Source organism: Muriicola sp. SD30, assembly GCF_041205185.1.
Taxonomy (GTDB): Bacteria; Bacteroidota; Bacteroidia; order Flavobacteriales; family Flavobacteriaceae; genus Muriicola.
This window is the reverse complement of record NZ_JBGEWB010000004.1, coordinates 163152-189675: the sequence shown is the minus strand read 5'-3', so window position 1 is coordinate 189675 and position 26524 is coordinate 163152. Positions and strand designations below refer to the sequence as shown.

Below are 26524 nucleotides of genomic sequence, written 5' to 3'. Positions count from 1 at the left end.
TAAATACAATAAAATAATCATGAAAAATTCTATAGTAATTTTATTACTCCTTATGAGTACATCCCTGATAGCTCAAAAGAAACCAAAGATTCAGGGGAATAAGGAAGTCATTCAGGTAAGTCGGGATATACAGGGCACTTTCAATGCGCTGGAAATCGATGACGGATTGGAGGTAAACCTCAATCCGGGGGCAAAAAATGGCTTTATCATGGACCTTGACGCCAACCTCGTTGATATCGTCCAGTTTTATGTGATAGACAGTGTGTTAAGGGTTTATACTACCCATAATATCACAAGCAAAAAGAAATTGGATATCTATCTCAGTGTCAGTTACCTCGAACACCTTATGCTTAAGAATGACGCAAAGGTGATTTCTAAAGATCCTCTCAGAGCAGAACGATTTTACCTTGTGGGATATAATTCGAGCAAATTTGAATTGGGCATTGAGGCTGATGACGTTACGGTCACTTTACACAGAAATGCCGGAGGTGAACTCAATATTATATCGGAGAATACTACCATTATAATGAATGATCGCACCGATATGAAGGCCGATGTGCGGACAGAAAATGTGCGGGTAACCGTAAACAACTCTGCAGATCTGAAGCTGGATGGGGAGGCAGATTATGCCGCATTTAATTTAAAAAAATCTTCAAAACTCGACGCCCGAAAAATGAAGGTAAGCTCTGCAGACCTCTATACCTCAAATTCCGCGGATGTTTATGTAAATGCCAGCAAAAATATCGAAGTATATGCCCAAGGGAGCAGTAATGTTTATGTTTATGGAAATCCCAATGTGGAAGTCAAAGGGTTTACGGATAAATCGAAGATTATAAAAAGGTAAAAGATTTTTAAAAGGAATATAACATGAGATTTAAGACTTTAATTGCCATTGTATTCGTCACCCTGATTGTGATTTTCTCTGTTCAGAATTCGGAGGTAACTAACGTTAATTTTCTTTTCTGGAAATTGTCCATGTCCAGAGTTTTAATCGTCCTCGGCAGTTTTGGGATAGGAATACTGGTAGGCATCCTGGTTTCCATTACTAAAAAGATTTCTTTGTAAATTGCGTAAGATGCAGGTAATGAAATACATATGCGCTACTATATTAATGATAGCCTTAATATCTGGATGTGGGTCGCTTCCAGATAAGAAGGCCTCAGAGGCATCTGTAGTAGCTCTGGATGAATTGGTTGCCGGCAGGTCTTTTGAAATAGTGTCGACCTGGGCTTTTCCCCTCATGACACGCGGTATTACCAGTGTGGCGAATTCCGGCTTGTTATTGCCGGGCAGCAATGCAAACAGGATCGATCTGATCGGCAACTCCAATTACCTCAGGGTAGAAGGCGACAGTGTCTTTGTTTCTCTACCTTATTTTGGCGAACGGCAGATTGGTGGGAGGTATGGAGACAGCGATGTAGGCATAAAAGTAGAGAGGATTCCCCAAGAATATCAGGTTGAAAAGGACGAGAAAAAGGATTCATATCGTATTGAGTTCAGGATAAAGGATGAAATAGAATCCCTCCAATTCTTTCTCACCCTTTTTCCCTCAGGCAAGGCAGATATCAACGTAAACAGCACACACAGATCTTCTATTCGTTATAGCGGGACGGCAAAACCACTAGCTGAAGAATAAGTCGGGATGATATTTCCGGCAAACAAAAAAATAGTACTATTGTAAGCGCAAAAAGCGCTTGTTATGGAATCCAAAAAGCAGTTCCCTTTAATAATTGCAGCTTTCTTTGCTATCTACGTGATATGGGGCTCTACCTATCTTCTCAACAAAATAGCAGTATCAGAACTCCCTCCTTTTTTACTGGCCGGGATTCGGTTTTTAACGGCCGGACTCATCATCTTTCTTATCGCGGCCCTGATGGGGAAGTCGCTAAGGATTACCACAAAGCAATTAAAGAATACCATCCTGGCCGGCTTCCTTTTCCTTAGTTTTGGAAATGGGGTAGTTGTCTGGGCCTTAAAATACGTTGATAGTAACTTTGCAGCCCTGGAGATATCGGCACAACCTCTTCTCGTTCTTTTGATGATGTGGTTGTTGCAGGGGAAGAAAATACAGCCGATGTCGCTGGTGGGCGTGGTATTGGGAATCATCGGGATCTATTTACTGATCAATCAGGATATCGTGATAGAACAGGAAAAAGCCTGGCTTGGGATAGGCCTTATTTTCCTGGCGATGCTGGCCTGGGGATACGGGAGCCTTTTTGTACAAGGGGCTGATTTCCCAAAAAACTACTTTGTCAATACCGGGTACCAGATGTTTACAGGAGGCATCATGCTTGGCCTGATGAGCCTGGCTTTTGGAGAAAAGTGGAGCAACCCCTTAAACTGGCAGCCTTCAACCCATTGGGCCATGGTATTGCTGGTGATTTTCGGGAGTATTGTCGCTTTCACTTCCTTTAATTTTTTGCTAAAAAATGTATCCCCCGAAAAGGTAGCTACCAATACCTACGTCAACCCCATTGTGGCTATGATCCTGGGAGCTTATTTTCTACAGGAACCAATCACCACACAGTCGATAATAGCTGCCCTCATCCTCTTAACAGGCGTTTATTTTATCAACACAAAGAAAAAACTGCTTCTGCTCAGCCGGTTTCGTAAATAACCTACATTATTTTCCTTATCACCGGTTGATTTTCCAAGCATCAGCTAAATAAAAATAGTAGTACATTTAGAAAAACGAAATTCCATGAAAGAACTAACAGCGATAGAAATCAATACGCTTGTCAACGGAGAATTGGTAGGGGATTACAGCGGATCTATTACCGGACTTGAACGCATAGATAAGGCCGGAGTAGGGGAGTTGACCTTTATTGGGAATATGAAATTCAGCAAGAAATGGGATGCTTCAGACGCGAGTGTTGCTATTGTATATGAGGGGATAAAAATCGATCCGGGGGCCGGAAAGGCTTTTATCAAGGTAAAAAATCCCGATCTGGCTATGGCTCAGGTTTTGGAGGTCTATTTGCCCGATCCACCGCATTTTGAAACCGAAATACATCCAACAGCTGTCATTGACGAGTCGGCTGTAATAGGAAAAGGTTGCCGTATTGGCGCAAATACCTATGTAGGGAAAGAAGTGACGCTCGGAGAGGGTGTCACCCTGTATCCCAACGTTTCGGTTTTTGACCATACTACCATAGGGGACCACACCACGGTCTGGTCAGGGACGGTGATCCGGGAACGGACTATTATAGGTGCACACTGTATCTTTCATGCCAACGTAAGTATTGGTGCCGATGGCTTTGGCTATCGCCCCAGTGAACGGGGATTGACAAAGATTCCGCATATTGGTCATGTGGTGATCGGGAACCATGTTGAAATCGGGGCGAATTCCTGTGTAGATCGCGGTAAATTCAGCGCTACCGTCCTCGGTGATGGTTGTAAGATCGATAATCTGGTACAGATCGGTCATAATTCTGTCCTCGGAAGATTTTGTATCATGGCCGGAAACAGTGGCCTGGCAGGTTCTGTAACCCTAGGCGATGGGGTAGTAATAGGAGGGAGCGCCTCCATCAAAGACCATACAACTATCCATTCCGGCGCTACAGTAGGTGCAGGATCAGGGGTAATGAATGATGTGGAAGCCGGCAAAACGGTTGTGGGGTATCCGGCCTGCGACTCCAGGGATATGCTGAAACAATGGGTGGCGCTTCGCAAACTGGCGAAGTCCTGAGGTGAGCTTGAGAGGGCTTAGCTAAGCTCCTGAATAACAATAAATAAGGACGGCCTACGTTCTTGTCTTAATTGTTATTTAGTTCAAAAACCCCCATCATGAAAAAATACCGTTATTTAATTGGCCTTTTTGCGTTTTTATTTGTCATCAGCATACAGGCACAGGGAAACTACCACAAAGGCGTACTTCACCTTAAAAAAGGTAAATCTCAGGAGGTCTATATCGAAATAGATTTTGAATTCCCACAGCGTTTCCAGCAGGGAATCACCTATATGGAGCCCAAAGATTTTGAAAAGTACAAGAGTACCGGAAAAATGAAGGGCAAGATGAAGCAAAAGATGGAACCCAAACATTTTGAGGGCTTTTCCCTTGACGATGGACGGGAGTTCAGAACGGTCTGGTATTCAGACCTTACCGGAAAAGCCATCAAGATGATTCCAAAGCGAATGACCCTGGAACAGGTGGCCGATGGCAGCATTAAGATGTACAAGCTGTACAGCCGTACCACGGGGAAGATCAACCAGGAACTGGCCGATCAGATCTTTGAAAACCGGGAGAATCTGGTAGATTATATACAGAATAACTTCCAGTTACTCATTCTGAAAGACAAAAAGAACCCTACTAATGTGATGCATATCAACCTACTGAATTATATAGGGGATAATGCAAGGGTAAAAGATAACTACACTAATAACCATTACGGACTGAGAGACCAGTTCACCGAAAGGCAGAAAATGGGGAGATATGTAAATAAGGAATACGAAGCCTCTTTCCTGAAAATGATAAATGACTACAACGAGGAAGCTGCGATGAATTCGGCCTCGGATTCGAGGTAGAACAGCCTCAGAAAGTAACATAAATGGGATATTGCCTACAGAAGGCGGTATCCCATTTTTTATTTTACATTCAATGCGGAGGGTTAAATAAATGAAAACGAGGGCGGCAACTCAGGGATTCTTTGTTAAGTTTGAAGGAGAAACAAGAATCCTAATTACACTACCCATGAAAGCGATAACCTCCTGTCTTTTGCTGACTATTACCATTGTATTCCTTTCTTCCTGCAAGGAAGAGAAACCGAAGGAAACTACCCCCGAACCCCTGACACAATACGATGAAGCCCCTTCTAATTTGCCTCTTGAACGCTTAAAACTGCCTGATGGGTTTAAGATTGAAGTCTATGCCGACAGCATTGACGGGGCGCGTTCAATGGCGATGGGAGAGGAGGGAACCCTCTTTGTGGGCACCCGGAATGACAAGACGGTCTATGCCATTCAGGATCTCGATAAGGACTACCGGGCCGACCATGTGACTATTCTCGATTCTACCATGTCGGTGCCAAATGGGATTGCCTTCAGGAATGGGTCCTTGTATGTCGCGGAAGTAGGCCGACTTTTACGCTATGACAGTATTGAATCCCGACTGAGCAATCCGCCGGATCCCGTGATCGTTTATGACGACTATCCCAAGGAGTTCCATCACGGCTGGAAGTATATCGCTTTTGGTCCGGATGATAAATTATACGTCCCTGTAGGGGCACCCTGTAATATCTGTGATTCCACCAGTGCTGATCAGCGCTATGCGACTATCACCCGGATGGATGCTGACGGAAGCAACCGGGAGATCTATGCCCGGGGGGTTCGTAATACCGTAGGCTTTACCTGGCACCCGGAGACGGGGGAACTCTGGTTTACGGATAATGGCCGCGACATGATGGGGGACGACATCCCTCCCTGTGAGCTGAACAGGGTATCGGAGGCCGGACAACACTTTGGCTATCCCTTCTGTCACGGAGGCACTGTAAAAGACCCTGAATTTGGGGATCTGAGGCCTTGTTCCGACTTTGTAGCTCCGGTTCAGCCGCTGAAGGCGCATGTAGCACCCCTGGCTGTAAGATTTAAATCGGGCTCTATGTTTCCCGAGAATTACAATAACGTAGCCCTGATCGCAGAACACGGCTCCTGGAACCGGTCTGAGAAATCGGGATACCGTATCTCCATGGTGGAATTAAAAGACAATGAGGCGGTGAGCTATACGAGCTTTATTGAAGGCTGGCTCAATAAGGAAACTCAGGAAGCCTTCGGTCGGCCGGTCGACCTGTTATTTCTGGAAGACGGTTCCCTGCTGATCTCTGATGATTATGGGGATGCTATTTATAGGGTTACCTATGATGGGATGGGTACACTTATAGAATAAGGATGATCAATGTAATTAAAGACTATGAAGCTAATTAATACATGTATTCTTCTCGGGGTCCTCTTTCTTTTCCCCCGAGGCTTGGCAGCACAAATAGATACGGTAGGGCAGAAAATGGTTTCTATGAGCGATACTTATCAAAAGCCATATAAGGTAGGAGGGGTCTATTATAAAAAGAATGATACCACACCTTATACAGGGGTTCTTTACGGTAAATATGAAAATGGCAAATACCTTTCCATTCAGGAATACAAGGATGGGGTGGGAAATGGAACCTGGGTAAATTACTACAGCAATGGCAACCTTAAAGAAGTGGGCACTTACCGCGATAATAGGGTAGAAGGGCCAGTAAAGCAATACTACGAAAACGGGAATTTAAAAGCCGAAGGCACCTACGCCCACTGGCGCAAAAAAGTGGGACTCTGGAAATTCTACAGTAAAGAGGGGGATTTAATTAGATCGGCGACATACTAGGATTTATTTTTTAACCTCCTGATTTTTATCATAGTTGGCCTTGGCGCTCCATCGTATTTTTAAAGCTTAAAATACTGTCATATGAGAACGTCCACCATGCTTCGCCCTTACAATTCCATTATCGGATTCTTTATTATTTTATTGAGTATAGCACCTGGATTCGCCCAGGATTCAGAAAAACAGAGCGCAGAATTAAACCAGAAGGCTTCGGAATTACAATTTGATATCTATTGGGAGGTCAAGGCCTATAAAATCTTTAATAAACTACTGGAGATTAAGGCTATTGACAAAAACGGAAAGATGCATGATGTGAAGGCTATACAGAACTCAGAAGATGTCAGTATTCTCGATGTAAAAGCTTTTGTTGGAGAAGAAAGACTACCCATAAAGATGATCATAAAAAATAATGAACGCTATTACCCGGTGAAGGCCATAGATGCAAACGGAAACCTTATTGATATCAAGGCCATTACGCCGGAAGGGAAAATATTGCCTGTCAAAGGGGTGAGTAAGACAGGCAACGTTGTGCATATGAGGGCTATTGGCGAGGACCAGTCGTTTTATAATATTATAGCCATGTCTCCTGATGGGGAATTCAACCACGTAAAGGGAATAAAAATGCTCGACAACCCTGTTGAAACCATTATCAATGGGGTCTCTGTTTATGCACATGTAAAATCAATTAAGTAATGAAAATAAACTAGGTGTTTTTCCTGTGCTGATTTTTTATTTGAGCTAAGATTTTTTTAACTTAAGGTCACTAGAACTTAATTTTGGTCAGTTATGTTCACAAGTGTCATCATATCGGTAATTGCCGGGGCCCTTTGTTTGTTGTTGGCGGTCCTCTATTCAAAAAATTCAAGCCTTAGGATCACTCTTGGGATCATTGGGATCGTTTTGCTGTTTTACGGAGGTTACGGCTATGGATCCATGAATCCGTTGGCGGTGATTGAAACTTTTGACACCGGGAATAAAGTAAAGGTGGAGTACCCGGTTAACAGGGTGCAGGTAATTTCTCCTGTGGAGGGCGATTCAGTGAGCTGCAGAATACTGACCATAGGAGTCTATCCCGAAACACATAACAAGGATATCTGGGTCTTGTTAAAGCCATCTGACAATAAATTCTATCCGCAGTCAGACTACACCAATACTTCTTATAAGGAAAATGGCAAATGGCAAGTTGTGACCCGTTTTGGCGGGGATCAGGGCGAGGCCTATGATTTGTATGTATACGAAACCGATGCTACAGCTTCACAGTTTTTTAGCGGGACCATCGCCAGATGGAAGGCTGAGGACGATTATGTGGGCTTACAACCTGAAGAACTGCCATCCGGCGCACAGGAAATCGAAAGAATACAAGTGAACCTGGCCAGGAATTGCCGGGGCATCCACTAACTCTTGTCAGTTCGAGCGGAGTCGAGAACTCGAGCGCCTGCATCTCACCCTTGTCAGTTCGAGCGCCTGCCTGCCTCTGGTACTGGAGTCGAGAACGAGCATCTGCATTCCTTCGGTACGTAAACCTGCCTCGGGCACGGGCGTCGAGATCGAGAACGAGCGCCTGCATTCCTTCGGCACGTAAAGCTGCCTCTGGCACGGGAGTCGAGAATAAACACCCATATTTTCTTATTTTTCACTAGGTAAGCCCTTTAGTAAAAACGGCTTTGACATAATTGTTGAGGATATAGAGCACTGGCGTGTCGCTATATCTACAATTATATCAAATACACGGTATACGCCGTTTTTGACAATAGTGTGATTTGTTCTATAATTTATATTATGTCAAATAGAAAAGTTAAGTACTTCCCCATTCTCCTATTTATGCTGCCGTACCCTCTTTAATGAATTAATCCTTAAACATTCTCCTCGTAATCCTTCTGCCCCCTCTGTAAAATGACAAATTCTATAAATCCGTTTATATAATAACAGAGCAAAAAAAAACGGTACTGATCAATATCATTTATAAAATAAGTTATCCAAAATAATTTTGTCATTGCTTAACCATTAAACGTATAGCCATGAAAAATTTAAACATTAAAATGCTCACGCTTGCAATGATATTGATAAGCGGTACACTCTTGTCACAAGAAAAATGGTCTGCAGAAATAAGACCGGGAGTAAATTTTCCTACGTCCGACTTTGTAGATGCTGAAATTAAAACAGGATTCGGTTTTGAAGCCGTCCTGGGATATCGTTTTATGGAACACCTGGGAGTAACTGCCGGATGGGGCTACAATACCTTTAACCTCGAGAATTCCAGTTTTGAATTCGATGAAACGGGATATACCTTCGGATTACAGTTTATACACCCCATTGGAACTTCAGAAAAAGTATCCTATCTCCTAAGAGCCGGCGGAATATACAACCATCTCGAAATTGAAAATTCCAGCGGGGATGTCGTTGAAGATTCCGGGCACGGTTTGGGATGGGAACTAGGTGCAGGGATTAATTACGATTTGGGAAGTAACTGGAATGTAAGGCCCCAGCTAGGATATCGTTCACTTTCCAGAGATATAGAACTCAGCGATCTTAACTCCAATGTAGATGTAAACTACTTTATCTTCGGTATAGGTATTGCCAAGACATTTTAATCTCTTAAACGTGTATTTCTGATGTGAATATTGAGGACAGCGCAGGGAATAAAACAGAGACCACCTATAATTTGGAAACAGGTAGATAACATCCCCTTTTTTGATAATTACAGGGTGTTGTACTTCGAATAGCCGGGAGGTTGAATCCCCTTTAACCGCAAATAGACAATGGCCTGGGCCCTGTGGTGGGTAGTGTGCCCTTCCCCCCTCAAAATCAGGTCTAAACGACTGTGCCCTTCTAAAAACCAGGGTTTTTCGCGCTGCTCCCCTCCTGCCAGCATTTCATCGGTTAATGTACCGATGCCCGTGATCACATAATCAAAAGTATCAGCCACATATTTTGCCACCAGGGCTTTGTTGATTTCGGCCTCCCTTTTCTCCAGACGATCGGGTTGCATAAGGTTAACAGCATCCGGTCGATCCAGAAAAAAATCCGCTTTCATCATTGCTTCAAAATCGGGATAGGTATTTTTATCTAACAATATCCCCAAAAACATATTGTTGGTAAATCCCAGATGTAAAAAATGCTGGGCAAAACTCATTTGCTGCTCTGTAGGCGAATATTCCAGGGATTCTGCAGGCATTGCCTCCAGTACGGCCAGGGTATACTCCTTAGACCGCTTCCACCTTCTGATAAGGTTGGCTATTAACAGGTTATCGGTCGGAACTTTTGAAGATATCAGCGCCAGGGGCGCAAGGCCCAGTAATCCGAGTATAGATCTGCGATTCATTTTGTTTGTATTGAGATTGTAGCTTGCTAAAGGTATCAAATCTCACCTATACTTGCTGATCTATAATTTCACAAACCTTAACTACCCAAGCTATACCGTTCATCGAAAAAATCTTAAAAACTTATAAATTTTATGGTTTATATGTTAATATTTTTAACAGTGTATTATTATCTTCCCACAAATAAAAATCCTAAACATTATGAGAAACACTTTTTTTAAGCGCATGGCGATTATTGCCGGCGTTGGTGTCGCTATGGTTGCATGTACCGATGACACCCAAACTTTCGAAAACAATTTTGAACTCCAGAATTCTAATCCCCTGGATGCCGAAGTGGTTACTTTTAACCAGGGAAGCTACGAGATTGAAGGGTCCTATATCGTGGTCTTTAATCGTAAAGTTACCGGAGATGTGGGGGCAAAATTCGGCAAGGATTACCCTGCTGCCAAAAATGCCGTCCTGGAATTGGCTGCCGAAGTATTAGGGAGTCACCAGATGAAAGGAGAAATTATTAATCATGTTTATAGCAAGACACTTACTGGTGTTTCTGCAAGTTTAACTGCCGAACAGGCTTCTGAGCTTACCACAGATGCTCGTGTGGCCTATGTGGAAAAAGACCAGATGTTTACCCTGGCCCCTCCTCCCGGAAAAGGTCCCGGTGGCGGTGGTGGCGGAGGCGGTGCCGACCCACAGGATGTACCCTGGGGTATTAGTCGCGTTAATGGCGGGGTAACCTACACCGGATCCGGTGTGGCCTGGATTATCGACAGTGGTATAGATGCCGGCCACGAAGACCTTAATGTTGATGTAAGCCGCGGTTTCAATGCTTTTACCAAAGGCAAGGATTCTGATCTGTCCAAGGATGGAAACGGACATGGCACCCATGTAGCCGGGACAGTAGCTGCTATCAACAACAGTATAGGTGTTATAGGTGTTGCTGCAGGCGCTACGGTTATCCCCGTAAAGGTTTTGGATAGCCGCGGAAGCGGTTCGTATTCCGGAGTTATTGCCGGGATCGATCATGTTGCTGTCAACGGCTCTAGTGGCGATGTGGCCAATATGAGTTTAGGCGGAGGGTATTCAAAAGCCGTAAACGATGCAGTGATCGCTGCCTCTGCTAAAGTGAAATTTGCCCTGGCAGCAGGAAATGAAAGTACAGATGCCGCTACCAAATCTCCTGCTTCAGCCAATGGGAATAATATTTTTACGATTTCAGCCATGTCTCAGGGAGACAACTGGGCCTCCTTTTCCAATTTTGGCAACCCTCCGGTAGACTACTGTGAGCCGGGCGTTGCTATTAAATCGACCTGGAAAGGCGGGGGATACAACACCATCAGCGGGACTTCCATGGCATCACCCCATGCCTGCGGGTTACTACTCCTGGGAATTATTGCCAATGATGGTACTGTTTTGAATGATCCTGACGGGAATGCAGATCCCATAGGAGTGAACTAAGTTTTTATCGATATTGCTTACTAAAAGGGGCTTCGGCCCCTTTTTTAATGGGCATATATTAAACAGCTTAGAGAAAAATTCATATTGCAACCTCCGTGATGTTTCTTCCAAATGGTATTTCTACCACCTGTAAATGTTTCCTTTAAAATTTGGTATCTTTATAGGTATCGAATTCGATCTATACTTACTGATCTTAAACCCATAGTACTATGAAACGAGTAAAGCTATTTAAATCCCTGAGCCTGGTGGCACTATTGTTTGCCTTCCTGACTGCCGGCGCACTGACTTCCTGTCGTGATACCAAGAAAAAAGAAGATGCTGAACAAACCGAAGCTGCTGCTGAGGCAGGTGAACATCCTGAAGGAGAAGAACATCCTTCCAAAGAAGGTGAAGAGCATCCTGAAGGCGAAGAGCACCCCAGCAAAGAAGGTGACGAACATCCCGCTGGTGAGGAGCATCCTACCAAAAAAGATTCTGTAAGCGGAGAGTAATTTTTTCTTTCCTTAAATCCCCTGCTCCGATTGCCTTTGAAATGAAAAGAAGGTTTTCGGAAAAGCAGCCGTATTGCCTATTTCCATCACCGGGTAGGCCAGGAAGTTAATGGGTCCGCCCTGAGGTCCGGGGTCTAAAACCAGATCCCTGCCCCTGGTAAATTCAATCCGGTTTGCCGGGTGACGCCCAAAGTAATAAGTGGCCAGGGCTGTATACTTATTGGCTTCACTGATATCCACAGGCCACCATTTCCCTTCGGCATAAAACTCGGCCCAGCAGTGGTATCCGTCTACACCCCCATCGTTCCGGTCTGAAGGTATCCCAGCCCCTACCGCAAAACGTGCAGGAATATCGGCCGATCGGGCCAGGGATATAAAGAGGGAATGAAATTCCGTGCAGTTTCCCGTAAGGGCATCACAGGCATAAACAGCATCCCCTGTACCGTAGGTCCCTGCCTTGATGTATTTCATATTGTCAATAATATAGTCGTACAGGGCCCGGGCCTTCATAAGGTCCCCATCTCCTCCTTTCACGGCGATTATGGAGTCGGCCAGCACCTTAAACCGATCCCCTACCGGCATCAGCAGGCTGGGATTGAGATAGTCGGCTATAAATGAATCATCTTCATAGGGATCTTTTTCCTGCCTTATTACATCGTAGACCAGCGCAATCTTCTCCCCACTTTGTTCCGGGGCGAGTTCCATATAGAGGATAGAATTTCCATACTTTGTTTCTTTTAAAATCTGATGATCCACAGGTGTATTCATTTCCTTTACGTCAATCTTCTGAAACCGGTCACTTTGGGCTAGCGGGATCCAGATTTTAGCGGGTTTTGTTATCTCGGGCAAGGTGACCTCATAACGAAACGTAAAGCGGTCCTCCCCTTCTTTAATCCCCAATAAGTCGTTTGAAGCATTCTCTATAGGCCTTCGGTACCAGGTCTTGTCTTCCCGTTGTTTCCAGGTGTAAAAGGGCTTGCCATTGAGTTTGTGTAGCGTGGTTTCCGTTACCGTCATGCTGCCCGGATCTCCTTCAAGGAAAAAGTCCACATCGTAGACATCCCCGCTTACATCCGCCAGGTCTACACAGGCAAAATGCCGCCTGGGTCCCAGATTAGAAAGGTATTCTGTATGTACCCTCACCAATTGCAGTTTTAGCTCCCCTTCATCTGTCTCCATATTAAAGTAGCCTCCCCCCTCTTCTACCCTTTTGGCGATATTGGCCTTGATGCCTTCCTCAATGTCGGCAGTAACTACTTTTGGGACATCCATAGCAAGGGCCTTGTCCTCATTTTTTTCTTTTTTTACTGTCTGGCAGCTTGTGCTCAGCACCATCAGCAGGATTCCTATAAACCTAAATTCATTCATTTTCATAGCCTTTATATATAAATGTGAATTTACAACATTTCCAAGTTCTCTCCATCCCAATCTGATTCCAGGGAGTCATGTATTGTGATAAATCACCAAAAATATCCTAGCTTTAAGGGAACCAACCAAAACCCCTGTTGTTATGCTTAACTTTTTCAGGAGAATACGCAAACGACTTGCCGAAGACAACCAATTCAAAAGGTATTTCCGCTATGCCTTCGGGGAAGTAGCCCTGATTATGATTGGTATTTTTATGGCCCTCCAGCTCCAGAACTGGAATGAACAACGGAAGGAAGAGAACGAATTTAATGTCATTTTAGAGCAATTGTACAATGCCATCATCTATGATGTGGATAAATTCAATAACCAGCTCGAGTATATGACCTTTCAAATTGGCCTGATGGATCAAATTCTCAACCATCCTGATTCAATTCCAATGCAGTACATGCCATACGCTCTGTATAATGGCGCTTTTGATAATTTTAAATCGTACCAGTCTGATGCTCATTTCTATGCCAATGACCTGCGCTCCGATTACGACAACGCATCCCGGAATGAATTGATAAAACAGATCACCGGCTATTTAAATCTGATCCGCACCGCGGAAGCAAATCCATTTGAAATCAACAGGGATATTTTAACCGACTTCCTAATATCTGAGCATCTGGCATATCCTGAGCTCAATCGTGAAGATTTAAACGAAGGATGGAACATAGATGACTCACTTTATTACAGTCCGGCAAGGTTAAAACGTTTGCAAATGGACCTAAAGACGGAGAAATATCAGGCTACCCTCAAGACGTATAGAAGTCAGAAAATCGCCTACAGAAGAGGAGCACAGGCCAAATTCAATCACGGTACATCCGTCCTCAACCTTATAAAGGCCTATAACCCTGATGTAAGGGTGATCTATGAAAATGTAGGCATTATTGGGACGTCACTAGACGGTTACGATGATGTTGGGGGAAAATCTACCCCTATGCTGCGTACTGATGCAGAAGAAGGAATATGGGAGGCCGAACTCTATTTAAAAGAAGGGACGGTAAAATTCAGGTGTAATGACAGCTGGCTTCGCAATTGGGGATTGGATTTTGGACGGGATATTTATCTCTCAGGCCCGGCAGTTCCCGATGGAAATAACATCGTCATAGAAGAAGAAGGTAATTACCATATTGTACTCAATCTAAGCGAATTTACCTATGAATTTACAAAGCTCGATTAGTCCCTGGAGGCACCTTTTTCTATTTCAAGGAGCATTTCCCTGGCGTGTTTTCCGATGTCTCCCTCTGGATCCAGTTCGATGGCCTTATTATAGAGTTCTTTAGCCTTAGAAGTATTGCCTGCTTTCCAATAGGCCTCTGCCAGGCTGTCCCAGGCATTGGCCGATTCTGGAAAAAGGGAGGTATTAATCTGAAAAACATAAATAGCCTCTTCGTAAGACTGTTGTCCCAACAAATTATACCCTGCCTTATTGAATTCCTCTTCAAACTCGAAGAAAGCGTAATGCGGATCCTCCAGCATACGTTCTGCCTCGGGCTGGATTTTATCGGCCTGTCCACTGGTAAACAATTCTGTGAAATACCTCATGGGGTCTGAAATAAAACCCGTGTCGGAATATTCCAGGGCCGTTTTTAATGCGGGATCCTGATTAGTGATATACTGCTCAAAGGTGAGTCCGGTTGCTAATTGTGGATACAAAGCAGGCTTGTTTTCCCACTGGGGCTTGTCTTGCCACCAGGCAAAGGACAGCAAGGCCTTCATCTTGGTATTTGGAAGAACTACGGCGTGATTATCCCCATAGAAATTGATATTCTCAGAGGTGGGCTCCCCAACAAAAATAGCATTGGTATAGGTATGCAGCTCGTTCACCAGGTTTTGGCAGGCCGAAAACGTACGTCTCCCAATGATCACAAAGAATTTTCCGCTTTGGTTGATCTTCTTATTGGCAATAACTCCTGTGACTATGGGTTTATTTTTATAATTGTTTCCTCCCCCATTCAGGCGGACGTCAAGGATCAACTTGTCTACATCATTCTCCTCGATAAAATTAAAAACCTCTTTATAGAATTCCGGGATGGGCTGGATAGAATCGTCCTGGATCTGGCTATGGCGTATATAAACCGTTTTGTGTTCAGGGAGGTATTCGTAAAAATAGATTTTCTCGAGCTTTTTTAAATAGAGGGGTGTTTCACTCAGGTCGCGCGCATCCAGCCAGTCGGTCCCCGGTTCTACCATTCCATACCGGGAGGGAAACCGCTGGTTTGGCAGGGCTTTAATACTTTTCTTAAAGGTTTTACCATCTTTCTCCAGGGTTAATTCGAGTTCCCCATTAAGGTTTTCTATTACCCCTTGGGCGTGCAAAAATTCTGGGAAGGTGAGAAAGTGAAGGCCGTATGCCTTTACAAACTGTTCATTTTCAGCTGAGATTACCGGTCTCATTTTTTTCAGGGCCTCTTCAATGGGTGTATTTCCGATGGCCAGGAGTTTGGCTCCCAAGGCGTCCGGATAGTCCTTGTGAACCCCGTGCAGGTAGATGCCGTCATCAAACTGATATAGAAATACAGGGATCTGATGAAAAGGAATTATCCCATCCCACCATCCAAAAATGGTATGCCCGTATTCAAATCCGGCAACTAATTTGGTAAAGCCTACCAACACTTCATGTGGTTCCATTTCCGGAATAGCAGTATAGAATTCCTCTACTTCGGCATCAAATTCCGCTGCCGTGGTTTTTTTAAAGAGGAAAGGGAAATCGGTGTGAACTTTATCCTGTAAGTATCGTAGGTCTTCCCGGTACTGCTCCGCACTAAAGCTGTCCTGGGCGTACAGGGCCCAGCTTAAAAAGAACATCATTACTATGGTAAGCGAATTTTTTACAAGGGATTGGAAGAAGGTCATAACGATCGTTTTGAGTTGAATGATATTAATAAGACTACGTACCAACCCGAATGTTACACTTTCAGGCCTGCCCTTCTGCTCTTGAAATCCGCACCCTTACCGATTTACTGATGGGGGTCCTGCTATGATCTGCAAAATGGTTAAAAGGTACCAAGGGGTTGGTTTCGGGAAAATAAGCTGCCAGGTTGCCCTGTGGGATGTCGTAGGGTACGACCTTAAAGTTATATGCTTCTCTTTTGATACCGTCGTAAGTGCTATTTAGGTTAACGATATCTTCTTTGTTTAAATGCAAAGCCTTCATGTCCTTTATGTTCATAAAGAGTACCCTTCGTTCGTTGTAAATACCCCTGTACCTGTCATCCATCCCGTAGATTGTGGTGTTAAACTGGTCATGAGACCTTATGGTCATCAGTATAAACTCATCTTTTGCCAATTGGTGGTCTGGCAAGGGGTTCAGGGTGATCTTTGCCCTGCCGTTGGGTAATTTTTTGAAATCCCTCTCCCGTGCATTGTTCGGGAGGTAATACCCCACTCCTTTGGCTCGTTCAGCGGTCTTATTAAATCCCTTAGCTACCAGGTCGATCTTTTCCCGTATCAGGTCGTAGTCCTCCCCCATCTCCTTCCAGTTAACCGCGTGATCTCCTTTAAAATAGGCATGGGCAATACCGCTTACAATCTCAATCTCACTCTTGAGGTCTTCTGATGCCGGTTTTAGGACGCCTTTGGAGGCCCTCACCCGCCCCATACTGTTTTCGGTGGTTACTTCTCGTTCTTTTCCATGTTGGATGTCTTTTTCAGATCTGCCCAGCGTAGGCAAAATAACGGCTGTTTTCCCCGTCACCAGGTGGGTGCGGTTTAATTTAGTACTCACCTGCACGGTCAAATCACATTTCTGAATCGCTTTGGCTGTATAATCCGTGTCTGAAGCAGCCATCAGGAAATTCCCGCCCAGGCACATAAATACCTTTGCCTTTCCTTCATGCATAGCTTTCATGGCACCTACCACATCCACTCCTTCATGCTCGGGAGCCTTAAACCCAAGGTGTTTTTCTATCCGCTGATTAAGTGCCGGGTTTATGTAATGCATAATCCCCACAGAACGGTCGCCCTGCACATTGCTATGACCCCTTACCGGGCAGGTTCCACTGTTGGGTTTGCCAATAGCGCCTTTTAGGAGAAGAAGGTTGACGTATTCTTTTATGGTGGCCACGGAGTTTTTATGCTGTGTGAGGCCCATGGCCCAGCAAATGATAATTTTTTCTGCATTTGCCAGGTAATCCACCACCTGGTCGATGGCCGGCTCCCCTACTCCGGTCATTTCAATAAGTTGACTAAGCTCGTATTGTTCCAGATCGGCCATCAATGCATCGTATCCCTCTGTAAATTCCCTTATAAAACTGTGGTCAAACACATCCCCTTTTTCCCTGTCGAGTTCCTTGAGTTTTACAAGGATAACCTTTATAAGGGCGATATCCTGGTTAATTTTTACCGGAAGGTGGATGTCGGCCAGTTGAGTGCCCCCACCAAGCATTCCCTTTACAGATTGGGGATTTTTAAAATTGACCAGGCCACTTTCTAACAAAGGATTGATACTGACGATCCTGCCACCGTTTTTCTTACATTTTTCCAGGGCATTGAGCATCCTTGGGTGGTTGGTGCCGGGATTTTGCCCTGCAATCAGAATTACTTCGGCCTCATAAAAATCTTCCAGTTTTACAGAGCCTTTCCCTATTCCCAGGGTTTCAGAGAGGGCTACTCCGCTCGATTCGTGGCACATGTTGGAACAATCGGGCAGGTTGTTGGTGCCCAATGCTCTTGCGAACATGCCGTATAGAAAAGCGGCCTCATTACTCGATCGTCCTGAGGTGTAAAAAATGGCCTCATCGGGATTATTCATGTTGTGAAGATGCTTCGCTATAAGTTGATACGATTCTTCCCAGCTAATGGGTTCGTAGTGAAGACTATTTGCTTTGAGGATGAGGGGTTCGGTGAGTCGGCCAAAAGCATTGATCTGATAATCAGACAAACGCGATAGTTCTTCTACAGAATACTTTGCAAAAAATTCCTTCCCGATATGGGAGGTAGTGGCCTCATCTGCCAGTGCCTTTGCTCCGTTTTCACAGTATTCGGCAATTGGGGAAGGGTGTTCAGGATCGGGCCAGGCACAGGATGGACAGTCGAATCCATCTTTTTGATTCATTTTAAAAAGAGCAGGAATAGAACGGGTTACGCCCATTTCTTTAAAGCTATGCTTTAATGCATGATAAATACCTTCTGTACCTGCTGCAATCCGCATAGGTTCCTTGATTTTGAGATTTGAAAAATCATCAGGACCCCTATGGGAGACATTTCGGGTAAAGGTGATAGGTTCTTCTTTCATGCTCGATTGATAATTATTAAAGCTGATTTTCGATATCCATTTTAGGATTTGGATAATTATCACTTTGGTCTTCCAGTCGCTCATCGAGACATACAAAGTCTTTCTCAAGCAAGAGGTGTAAACTGGTTTCCGGATCGATTTGTTGCAGGGCTTCAAATCCCACCTGTTCATTGCTAGCCCACCCCTTTAGTTGATCAGCATCTACGTGCAGGGTTATTATTCCTTCTTCAAAAGAGGCATGGATTTCTTCTCTATTGCTTTTTTTTACAGCATAGTTAAAAGTACTTCCCGGGAAATGTGTGGTCTCCTTAATATAACCCTCTGAACACAATTCTTCTACCTCCGATCTGGTGAGGCGGAATCGAACTGAATTGCCCTTTATTCTGATCTTCATAACAATATTTCTTTCTTTCCTAAAGTTACAACTAATTCATTATTTCATTTGATTTTCGATGTATTTGAACACAGGATTTTTTCAATATTTGGCGATGACTTTCCTAAAAGAAGTATCTTTCGGGGCAATGAGATCATTGCTCCTTCCCCGATTTGCAGTTTTTAGCTGTATCTACCTGTGCAGTATCAATCTCCTTCTTGCGCAGGATCATATTGATCTGGCCTCTTTTTCCTATACCTCCTCCTTTGAACGAACGCTGGAAAACACTAACATTGAAGCAGCGATCCAGGAATGGAACTTAAACCTGGATCTTCCCCTGGTCATTAATGAAGAGAATGCCTTGATTTTTGGACTGAGCGCCAATACCATAAATGTAAATTTAAGTCCGTCTCCCAATCCGGAAACAGATTTATACGCTACTATCCTGAGGCTTGGGTGGAATACCACTTTCAATGAACGCTGGTCGGGAACCTTCTTGGTAATGCCAAAAGTGGCTTCCGATTTTAGTAGTGGCTTCAGAAGGGGGAAACAGATCGGGGCTGTGGTTCTGTTTACAAGGACAAAGACAGATCGCCTGAAATACCTGTACGGGATTTACGGGAACACAGAAGAATTTGGCTTGTTGCTGGTACCTATACTGGGGGTTTACTACAAGAGTGACAATAATATGTTTGAGGCCGATGTCTTTTTGCCGGTGAGGGTAGATCTCAATTACAGCCTAAGTAATACGGTATCTGCAGGGCTTCGTTTTGATGGTTTGGGATCTTCGTTTTCTATACAAACAGCCGGATTTAATAACCATTATGTCACCAGGGCTTCTAATGAACTCTATCTCTACGGACAATATAAAATAACCCCTTCCCTTTTAGTCCGCGGGAAGTTCGGGTATTCATTTTTTCGTAATTTCAAGGTGTATGACAATGAGGATAAAATCGATCTGTCACTCGTAGGAATCTTTTTTGGTAACGACCGGGAAATCCTGAATCGGGATCTCAATGACAGCTTTCAGTTTAAATTAGAAATGGTATATCGTTTTAATCTGATAAAAAATAATCCAAAACCATAAGTGTACAAATGAAAAATCTGATCAGGGCAATTATTGCGGGATACGGAGCTAAAAAAATAGGTGGAGGTCGTTGTGGCTGCATTGGAACTGTATTCGTATTTCTAATTTTATACTGGCTTTTGGGATACGTCTTCAAAGTCTTCTAGGGTTAATCCTACAGAATACCCTACTTTTGCCGGATGAAAATTCAGCGGCGTTCTCAACTCGAATTTGTTGGACTTATGGCAGCACTGATGTCGATAGCTGCCCTTGCTCTCGATGCCCTTCTTCCTGCCCTCGATCTGATCGGAAAGGATGTAGGGACGACCAGTCTTGCTGAAAATCAACTCCTGATTACCCTTTTCTTCCTGGGCCTTGGGGTTGGACCCCTATTGTTTGGTCCAATTTCCGACAGTGTTGGAAGGAAGCCTGTGGTATACGTTGGATTTGCCTTGTTCATCGGGGCCAGCTTGCTCTGTGTGTACGCCCCTCAATTTGAAACAATGATTGCCGGGAGGATTTTACAGGGTATAGCCCTTTCAGCACCCAGAACCATCAGTGTGGCTATGATCAGGGATCGGTACAGTGGGGATCAGATGGCCAGAATACTGTCATTTGTTGTGGTTGTATTTATCCTTGTTCCTATTGTAGCGCCTACCCTGGGGAAATGGATTCTCGACGCTATGGGGTGGGAAGCTATCTTTCATTTTCAAGTCGTTTTTGCAATCCTGGTGGCCATTTGGTTCTGGAAAAGACAACCCGAAACCCTGGTGCCTGAAAAACGAAACTCCTTCAGGCTCAATGTATTTGTCAACGGCTACAAAGAACTTTTGAATTATAAGCAAACTATGGTCTTTACCTTTATCTGGGGGTTTATAACCGGTTCTTTTTTGGTTTATCTCAGCACAGCACAGCAGGTTTTTGAAGACCAGTATCTGATGAAGGAATCTTTTCCATATATCTTCGCCTGCCTGGCCATAACCATTGGTACTGCCACCTTGCTCAACGGGACCCTGGTGCTGCGGTTTGGGATGCTTCGTCTTGTCACTGTTGCCCTGGCTTTTTATATCCTGGTTCCACTGGTATATGTGATCTTGTTTTACGGGCAGGTAAATCCTCCCTATTGGGTAGCCCTTGGTTTCTTTGGGATGCAATTCTTCGCTGTAGGTTTTGTCTTCGGCAACCTGCGGGCGCTGGCTATGGAACCCGTTGGTCATATCGCAGGGATAGGCTCGGCAATCACTGGTTGTCTAGCTACATTGATGGCTGTTCCTATCAGTGCCTTTATTGGTAGTTTTGTCCGCGATTCTATTTTTCCCATCTTTCTCGGGTTTTTAACTTGCGGGATTATAGCTTATTTTTTGCTGGCGTATTTCTATTTATCCAGAAGGTTTACTCAATAAGAATGGGAATATGGAAAATCGAATAATCCATTTGATGAGATTGTACAACAGGATGTGTATATTTAACTTTAATTTTTTCATCCCATGCTGATCTGGGTTTCTTTTATCTCCCTTATTATCGTTTTTCTGGCTCTTGATCTGGGCTTATTCAATAAGAGGGATCATGTTATAAAAAGTAAGGAAGCCAGTCTCTGGACAGCTCTCTGGGTAACTGTTGCCTTTAGTTTTAGTGCGGTGATCTACTGGCTTTTTTCCAAAGGACTTGTAGAAAACCCTACCGGGATGACTCCCGATACAGCCGTATTAAATTATATTACGGGCTATCTTATTGAACTTTCACTCAGTATTGATAACGTATTTGTTATCGCAGTAATCTTCTCGGCCTTTGCCATACCTCCGAAATACCAGCACAGGGTCTTATTCTGGGGGATTCTTGGAGCGATTGTTTTTCGCGCCCTTATGATTGTTTTCGGGGTAGCTCTGATCACCAGGTTTGAATGGGCGATCTATGTATTCGGAGTGTTTCTCCTTTATACGGCATTTAAGATGCTGAAATCAGATTCCATTAAGTTCGATCCTAAACGCTCTCTTGTATTTAAATACCTCAGAAAGATCTATCCGCTTACAAAACATATGAACGGGAGGCATTTTTTTCTCAGGAGAATGGGAATAAAAGCAGCGACTCCACTTTTTGTTGCTTTAATTGTAATCGAGTTAACAGACATCCTTTTTGCCCTGGACAGCATCCCGGCCATACTGGCCATCACGGCAGATCCATTTATAGTATTCAGTTCTAATATTATGGCAATACTAGGCCTGAGATCGATGTATTTTCTTATTTCAAGGATGCTTGCAAAATTCAGGTTTATCAATTACAGCCTGGTGGTGATACTGGGATTTGTGGGACTGAAAATGCTTACTGCAGAATTTATCCATGTTCCAGAATGGGTTTCCCTGACCCTAATTACAGTATCTCTGGCATCAGGGATCATTACTTCCCTGTTAATACCTGAAAAAGAAAAAACGGAAACACCTCTACCGGATTAACCCTGAATTTTTGCTTTTCCAATATAAGCAAGGACATCCCGTTCTAGCTGCATCATCTTTGAGAATTGTGCTTCACATTCATCAAAGTAATGTAATTCACTCTTCCCCGATTTTCTTATGGCTAAGATCAGGTCTTTATTTTCACTCATAAGCGTATTCAAACTCCGTTTTAAACGGTCCATTTGTTCGTGAAGTTGAACCGTCTTGGGTACACAATGGTAGGAGTTTAATTGCCTGGAAAGATTCACAAGGTATGTCTGCTGCCGCTCCAGGAAATGGAAGGGCTGAGTAGTGGGTTGCTTGCTTTTCGACTTGTTCTGTGGATCCAGGGTATTCATGGTGAAACATTTAACCTATTCGCAGAAGTCAATTCCACCCTTAAATTACGAAATTTTGTCCTTTCCCTTAATTAAGTCTGTGTGATTTTTCTGTTAAATAAGATGCGAAGTATCTGTATTTATTTGAAAAGAAGTAAAGTCGTTCTTCAATTTACTTTTGATTCGATAATATTCAGGGCGTCCTCAACCGTCTGCATATCATCCATTTCTTCATTCTCCAGGGTAATGTCGAAGGCATCTTCCACATCGAGGACGATATCTACCAGATTAGCCGAATTAATATTCAACTCATTGATAAGATGACTATCCCTGTTGATGGAATCCGCTGAAATATCATCTGGTAAATACGGTTTGATGATACCTATTAGCGTTTGATATCGATCTTCTTTTGACATGGATCAGGAATTATATTGTTTAAAAATAACACATGCATTTACATCCCCAAAGCCAAAACTCGCTTTAGCGACAATTTTCGGAGCTTTTCGCACACTGGCTTGCGGAATTCTGGAAGGGTGTATCCATTTGAGGATCTCAGGATGAGGATCTTCACAATTTACATTCCCGTAAACAAGTCCGTTGCTGAGCTGTAGCACCGCCCCAACCGATTCAATAGAACCTGCTGCAGCAAGACAATGGCCTACCATGCTCTTAAAGGAATTGATCAAAGGAAAATCTTCCTTGCCCCTTCCTAGGGCTTTAGCCCAGTTTTCAATCTCAACAGGATCTTTTGCTGTTGCAGTAAGATGACCATTGATACTGTCAATCTCTTCAGCATCAATTTCACTATCCACAAGCGCTTCCCTGATACACTTCTGTACTGCTGTTTTATTTGGTGCTGTCATGCTCCCTCCGCTGCGCTGTCCTCCGCAATTGACTGCGCCTCCCAGTACTTCTGCGTAGATTTTTGCATTTCTTGAGATCGCACTATCCAGGGATTCAAGGACTAATGCTCCTGCCCCACTACCCGGCACAAATCCGGATGCGGAAGCACTCATGGGTCGACTAGCCTGTTCGGGTCTGTCATTGAAATTCCTTGGGAGGATACGCATAGCATCAAATCCTCCCCATACGTATGGGCCACTATCGCTACAACTTCCTGCCAGCATTCGTGTTGCCTTTCCCGAAGAAATGCGTTCATAGGCCATGATTAATCCTTCTGTTCCAGTCGTACAGGCTGATGAATTTGTAGTCACCTGGTTTCCTGCTCCGATAATTCCCCCTAAATATGCACTTATTCCGCTGGCCATGGTTTGGGTTACCGTGGTACTCCCCAGCCTTTTGACTTTCCCCTCATCAACAAGGTGTATCGCCTCCCGCAATTTATCTATTCCGAGAATTCCGGTTCCAAAAATAATCCCACTTTCCCAATCGGTTGTCTCATCCTTTGTAGGCTTCAGTCCGGCATCCCTCCAGGCATCTACCCCGGATATCACTCCGTAAATCAAGCCACTTGCCATTAGTCCGCGTTGTTCAAGAGAGGTAAAGTATTTATTTATATAGTCTTCTTTAATAGTAGGCTTTCCAGCAACTTGACATCTAAAATTTAGTTTTTCCAGTTCCGGATAAAACTGAATTCCACTCCTTCCCGACTCTAAGGCACCGGCAAAGGCTTGCAGGTCGATTCCATTAGGCGCACAAACCCCCATTCCTGTAATGACTACCCGCTTACGCATGCTGTCCTGGTTTTATCATACCGGCAATGGTTCCTTTACAAACAATTTCGTTATTGGAATTGTACATCTTTACTTTGCACTTTAATTTAGAGAACCTGAAATACACTTTTTCAGATACTACCCTTACTTCTTCATTGGGATAGGTCGCATTTAGAAATTCCATTTCGACACTGCTCATCGCTATCTGTAATTTACCGGAAAACGTCTGTTCTTCACTTAAAAGAAGGAAGATTCCCAGGCAAACAAGGCCTATCTGCGCACAGCACTCGGTGAGAATGACTCCCGGAGTAACAGGCTGCTCTTTAAAATGTCCCCTGTAAAAAGGAAGGTTTTCCCGAAAACGGTAAACTCCTTCACAACCCTGCTCATTGACTTCCTTTATCTCATCCACAAATAAAAAGGGGTCGGAATACGGAAGCAGAGCTAGAATTTCTTTCGTTGTAATCATCTTAAACTTTCTCCTCCATCAGCTTTTATTATACTGCCAGTGATCCATTTTGCCTCATCCAGCGAAAGCATAAAAACCGTATTTGCCACATCCTCCGGACTGGTGATTCGGCCTGAAGGATTGCGTTTTATAGCATTATCTCTGATCTTATCGCTATTAGGAATCATGGCAAAAGAACTGGTTTCAGTTACGCCCGCCTGAATACAATTCGCCTTAATTCCTAAAGGAGCAAATTCTACCGCCATACTCCTCGTTATTGCTTCCAGGGCCACCTTGGCAACAGATACTGCGGCATAGCACGGCATGGCCCTTGTATTCCCTTCACTGGTAAAGGAGATAATACGCATGTCGGGATCGGTGAGTTCTGCCGAAATCAGGCTTTGAACCCAATCGTATAAACTCAGGGCCATCGCCCGGAAGGTAATTTCAAAATCCTCTGTGCTGAGCGACTCGCCCCTGGCTGCCCCCATAGGTTTTAAACTCCCTTTGGCGATGCTGTGAATTAACAATTTGACGGTGTCATTTTTACGGAAGGAATTTCGCAATTGGGAGATAATCTCAGCCCGTTTTTCCTTATTAACTGCATCTGCATTAAATACACAGAAGTCGACCGCATCTTTTTTAATTTCCGAAAACTGTTCTTCAATGGCTTCCATTTCGCTTCTCCGGTCACGGTGAACTATACAAATAGCATAGCCGTGCTTTGCCAGTTTTATTGCCGTAGCAAGTCCGAGCCCCCTGCTTCCACCAAGGATAATGGCCCATTTATTTCCGGAAGAATCACTCATAGTACTCGATTTGATAGGGATTTATATTAAAAATACATCAAATTGTTCTGATCGCATGATGCTACCATTCCAGTAACACCCTCTGGGCAGAAAAACCAGGGCCAAAACTCAGGATTAACCCCTGTTCTCCCGCAGGAATATCTTTTTCCATAAATCGTTCCAGGACATAGAGGACTGTTGCACTACTCATATTTCCATACAGTTTAAGGGTCTCACGCGTATCATCTATATTTTTTCCAAGTTTTCCAAAAAGCGATTCAACAGTTTCTACAATTTTTCGGCCCCCTGGGTGAAAAATAAGATGATCGACCTTTTCAATGTTACTATTGTGTTTTTTCAGGAAGGGATGTATGATCTCAGGAAAGTGATCGGAGATAGTCGTAGGTACATCGGGATCAAGTATCATTTTTAATCCGGTATTCACTACATCAAATCCCATAAGATGGGTTGTATCTTTAAAGTGGTACATTTCCTCACCTACCACTTGCGGACCGCGAGCCTCCTCCTCGGAAGAAAGCAGGACACAGGCGGCTCCATCCCCGAAAATAGCAGCACTCACCATATTAGCCATACTAAAGTCGTTGAGCTGGAAGGTGGCGGTCGGACTCTCAACTGCCACCACAGCTGCTCTTTTCCCCGGTGCAGCCTTGAGGAAATTGGCAGCATAGATCATGCCCGAAACACCTGCAGCACATCCCATTTCTGTTACCGGCAATCGCATAACATCAGTCTTAAGGCCAAGAGCATTAATGATATAGGCATCCAGGGATGGGATCATAATTCCTGTGCAACTCACGGTAATGATATAATCCAGACTTTCCGGGTCCCAGCCACTTTTCTTCAGGGCCTTATCAAGGACAGCTACGCCCAGCTTTTTTGCTTCGCGACTGTAAATTTTATTTTTCTGTTCAAAAGAAGTGGCGGTAAATACTTCTTCAACATTCATGATCCCATAGCGATAATCAACCCCTGCAGCCTCAAAAATCTTTATTACCTTTCTTCTGAACCGGTCTTCCTGGCCAGATAGCCAGAGTTCTACAAAAGGCAATATTTCTTTTGTGGCCCTGCGATACGGCGGCAATTCCTTGGTTACAGTTACTATTTTAACATCTTTCATTTTCTAT

Annotated in this window: 28 protein-coding genes; 17 read left to right on the top strand and 11 right to left on the bottom strand. The window is 43.9% G+C overall.

The window, feature by feature from the left end:
• Positions 1 to 19 precede the first annotated feature (19 nt).
• The 11 genes from AB8P51_RS13315 to AB8P51_RS13265 all read left to right on the top strand — a co-directional run bounded on the left by AB8P51_RS13315 (position 20) and on the right by AB8P51_RS13265 (position 8943).
• Complete coding sequence (locus AB8P51_RS13315) at positions 20 to 844, top strand: GIN domain-containing protein (RefSeq protein ID WP_369749343.1); 825 nt, start codon at positions 20 to 22, stop codon at positions 842 to 844.
• A gap of 23 nt (positions 845 to 867) precedes the next feature.
• On the top strand, positions 868 to 1065 hold the full coding sequence (locus AB8P51_RS13310; protein WP_369749342.1) for a lipopolysaccharide assembly protein LapA domain-containing protein: 198 nt from the start codon (positions 868 to 870) through the stop codon (positions 1063 to 1065).
• A 19-nt stretch (positions 1066 to 1084) separates the two neighbouring features.
• Complete coding sequence (locus AB8P51_RS13305) at positions 1085 to 1636, top strand: DUF4251 domain-containing protein (protein ID WP_369749341.1); 552 nt, start codon at positions 1085 to 1087, stop codon at positions 1634 to 1636.
• A 63-nt stretch (positions 1637 to 1699) separates the two neighbouring features.
• Positions 1700 to 2617, top strand: a complete 918-nt coding sequence (locus tag AB8P51_RS13300; RefSeq protein WP_369749340.1) for an EamA family transporter — start codon at positions 1700 to 1702, stop codon at positions 2615 to 2617.
• Between the two features lie 84 nt (positions 2618 to 2701).
• Positions 2702 to 3688 (top strand): UDP-3-O-(3-hydroxymyristoyl)glucosamine N-acyltransferase, encoded by a 987-nt coding sequence (lpxD, locus tag AB8P51_RS13295; protein ID WP_369749339.1) that lies wholly within the window; start codon positions 2702 to 2704, stop codon positions 3686 to 3688.
• Between the two features lie 98 nt (positions 3689 to 3786).
• Positions 3787 to 4524 carry a hypothetical protein gene (locus tag AB8P51_RS13290; protein WP_369749338.1) on the top strand — a complete coding sequence of 246 codons (738 nt, stop codon included), beginning with the start codon at positions 3787 to 3789 and terminating at the stop codon, positions 4522 to 4524.
• Positions 4525 to 4615: 91 nt separating this feature from the next.
• Positions 4616 to 5881, top strand: a complete 1266-nt coding sequence (locus tag AB8P51_RS13285; RefSeq protein ID WP_369749337.1) for a sorbosone dehydrogenase family protein — start codon at positions 4616 to 4618, stop codon at positions 5879 to 5881.
• Between the two features lie 24 nt (positions 5882 to 5905).
• Positions 5906 to 6355 carry a toxin-antitoxin system YwqK family antitoxin gene (locus tag AB8P51_RS13280; RefSeq protein WP_369749336.1) on the top strand — a complete coding sequence of 150 codons (450 nt, stop codon included), beginning with the start codon at positions 5906 to 5908 and terminating at the stop codon, positions 6353 to 6355.
• 81 nt (positions 6356 to 6436) lie between these two features.
• Positions 6437 to 7045 carry a hypothetical protein gene (locus tag AB8P51_RS13275; protein WP_369749335.1) on the top strand — a complete coding sequence of 203 codons (609 nt, stop codon included), beginning with the start codon at positions 6437 to 6439 and terminating at the stop codon, positions 7043 to 7045.
• Between the two features lie 93 nt (positions 7046 to 7138).
• The gene (locus AB8P51_RS13270) at positions 7139 to 7750 is read left to right on the top strand and encodes a hypothetical protein (RefSeq protein ID WP_369749334.1); all 612 of its coding nucleotides are present in this window, start codon (positions 7139 to 7141) and stop codon (positions 7748 to 7750) included.
• A gap of 620 nt (positions 7751 to 8370) precedes the next feature.
• Positions 8371 to 8943, top strand: coding sequence for an outer membrane beta-barrel protein (locus tag AB8P51_RS13265; protein ID WP_369749333.1), 573 nt, complete (start codon positions 8371 to 8373; stop codon positions 8941 to 8943).
• Between the two features lie 107 nt (positions 8944 to 9050).
• On the opposite strand, the gene AB8P51_RS13260 is transcribed toward AB8P51_RS13265, so the two are convergent.
• Complete coding sequence (locus tag AB8P51_RS13260; RefSeq protein ID WP_369749332.1) at positions 9051 to 9674, bottom strand: DinB family protein; 624 nt, start codon at positions 9672 to 9674, stop codon at positions 9051 to 9053.
• Between the two features lie 199 nt (positions 9675 to 9873).
• Between AB8P51_RS13260 and AB8P51_RS13255 the strand changes: the two genes are divergently transcribed.
• Complete coding sequence (locus AB8P51_RS13255) at positions 9874 to 11127, top strand: S8 family serine peptidase (protein ID WP_369749331.1); 1254 nt, start codon at positions 9874 to 9876, stop codon at positions 11125 to 11127.
• Between the two features lie 209 nt (positions 11128 to 11336).
• Complete coding sequence (locus AB8P51_RS13250; RefSeq protein ID WP_369749330.1) at positions 11337 to 11618, top strand: hypothetical protein; 282 nt, start codon at positions 11337 to 11339, stop codon at positions 11616 to 11618.
• Between the two features lie 12 nt (positions 11619 to 11630).
• Here AB8P51_RS13250 and AB8P51_RS13245 read toward each other — a convergent pair whose 3' ends face one another.
• Positions 11631 to 12986 (bottom strand): transglutaminase family protein, encoded by a 1356-nt coding sequence (locus AB8P51_RS13245; RefSeq protein WP_369749329.1) that lies wholly within the window; start codon positions 12984 to 12986, stop codon positions 11631 to 11633.
• Between the two features lie 142 nt (positions 12987 to 13128).
• Between AB8P51_RS13245 and AB8P51_RS13240 the strand changes: the two genes are divergently transcribed.
• On the top strand, positions 13129 to 14208 hold the full coding sequence (locus AB8P51_RS13240) for a DUF6090 family protein (RefSeq protein WP_369749328.1): 1080 nt from the start codon (positions 13129 to 13131) through the stop codon (positions 14206 to 14208).
• Here the strand turns inward: AB8P51_RS13240 and AB8P51_RS13235 are convergent.
• The 3 genes from AB8P51_RS13235 to AB8P51_RS13225 form a co-directional block, all read right to left on the bottom strand.
• The gene (locus AB8P51_RS13235; protein ID WP_369749327.1) at positions 14205 to 15884 is read right to left on the bottom strand and encodes a tetratricopeptide repeat protein; all 1680 of its coding nucleotides are present in this window, start codon (positions 15882 to 15884) and stop codon (positions 14205 to 14207) included. The two genes, AB8P51_RS13240 and AB8P51_RS13235, sit on opposite strands and share 4 nt — an antisense overlap.
• Positions 15885 to 15945: 61 nt before the next feature.
• The gene (locus AB8P51_RS13230; RefSeq protein ID WP_369749326.1) at positions 15946 to 18264 is read right to left on the bottom strand and encodes an FdhF/YdeP family oxidoreductase; all 2319 of its coding nucleotides are present in this window, start codon (positions 18262 to 18264) and stop codon (positions 15946 to 15948) included.
• Positions 18265 to 18280: 16 nt separating this feature from the next.
• A complete protein-coding gene (locus tag AB8P51_RS13225) occupies positions 18281 to 18658 on the bottom strand; it encodes a hypothetical protein (protein ID WP_369749325.1) in 378 nt (125 codons plus the stop codon).
• A gap of 94 nt (positions 18659 to 18752) precedes the next feature.
• On the opposite strand from AB8P51_RS13225, the gene AB8P51_RS13220 reads away from it, so the two are divergent.
• The 3 genes from AB8P51_RS13220 (at position 18753) to AB8P51_RS13210 (ending at position 22153) form a co-directional block, all read left to right on the top strand.
• Positions 18753 to 19724, top strand: a complete 972-nt coding sequence (locus AB8P51_RS13220; protein WP_369749324.1) for a DUF6268 family outer membrane beta-barrel protein — start codon at positions 18753 to 18755, stop codon at positions 19722 to 19724.
• 179 nt (positions 19725 to 19903) lie between these two features.
• Complete coding sequence (locus tag AB8P51_RS13215; protein ID WP_369749323.1) at positions 19904 to 21106, top strand: multidrug effflux MFS transporter; 1203 nt, start codon at positions 19904 to 19906, stop codon at positions 21104 to 21106.
• 84 nt (positions 21107 to 21190) lie between these two features.
• Positions 21191 to 22153: a TerC family protein gene (locus AB8P51_RS13210; protein WP_369749322.1), complete on the top strand. Its 963-nt coding sequence runs from the start codon at positions 21191 to 21193 to the stop codon at positions 22151 to 22153.
• On the opposite strand, the gene AB8P51_RS13205 is transcribed toward AB8P51_RS13210, so the two are convergent.
• From AB8P51_RS13205 to AB8P51_RS13180, 6 genes are all read right to left on the bottom strand, one after another.
• Entirely contained in the window at positions 22150 to 22491 is a 342-nt protein-coding gene (locus AB8P51_RS13205) for a hypothetical protein (RefSeq protein ID WP_369749321.1), read from the bottom strand. The two genes, AB8P51_RS13210 and AB8P51_RS13205, sit on opposite strands and share 4 nt — an antisense overlap.
• Before the next feature lie 146 nt (positions 22492 to 22637).
• Positions 22638 to 22886, bottom strand: a complete 249-nt coding sequence (locus tag AB8P51_RS13200) for an acyl carrier protein (protein ID WP_369749320.1) — start codon at positions 22884 to 22886, stop codon at positions 22638 to 22640.
• Positions 22887 to 22889: 3 nt separating this feature from the next.
• The gene (locus tag AB8P51_RS13195) at positions 22890 to 24164 is read right to left on the bottom strand and encodes a beta-ketoacyl synthase (RefSeq protein WP_369749319.1); all 1275 of its coding nucleotides are present in this window, start codon (positions 24162 to 24164) and stop codon (positions 22890 to 22892) included.
• The gene (locus AB8P51_RS13190; protein ID WP_369749318.1) at positions 24157 to 24612 is read right to left on the bottom strand and encodes a 3-hydroxyacyl-ACP dehydratase FabZ family protein; all 456 of its coding nucleotides are present in this window, start codon (positions 24610 to 24612) and stop codon (positions 24157 to 24159) included. Before AB8P51_RS13190 ends, AB8P51_RS13195 begins: the two co-directional genes overlap by 8 nt.
• Positions 24609 to 25400, bottom strand: a complete 792-nt coding sequence (locus AB8P51_RS13185) for an SDR family oxidoreductase (RefSeq protein WP_369749317.1) — start codon at positions 25398 to 25400, stop codon at positions 24609 to 24611. Before AB8P51_RS13185 ends, AB8P51_RS13190 begins: the two co-directional genes overlap by 4 nt.
• Before the next feature lie 61 nt (positions 25401 to 25461).
• On the bottom strand, positions 25462 to 26517 hold the full coding sequence (locus tag AB8P51_RS13180) for a type III polyketide synthase (RefSeq protein WP_369749316.1): 1056 nt from the start codon (positions 26515 to 26517) through the stop codon (positions 25462 to 25464).
• Positions 26518 to 26524 lie beyond the last annotated feature (7 nt).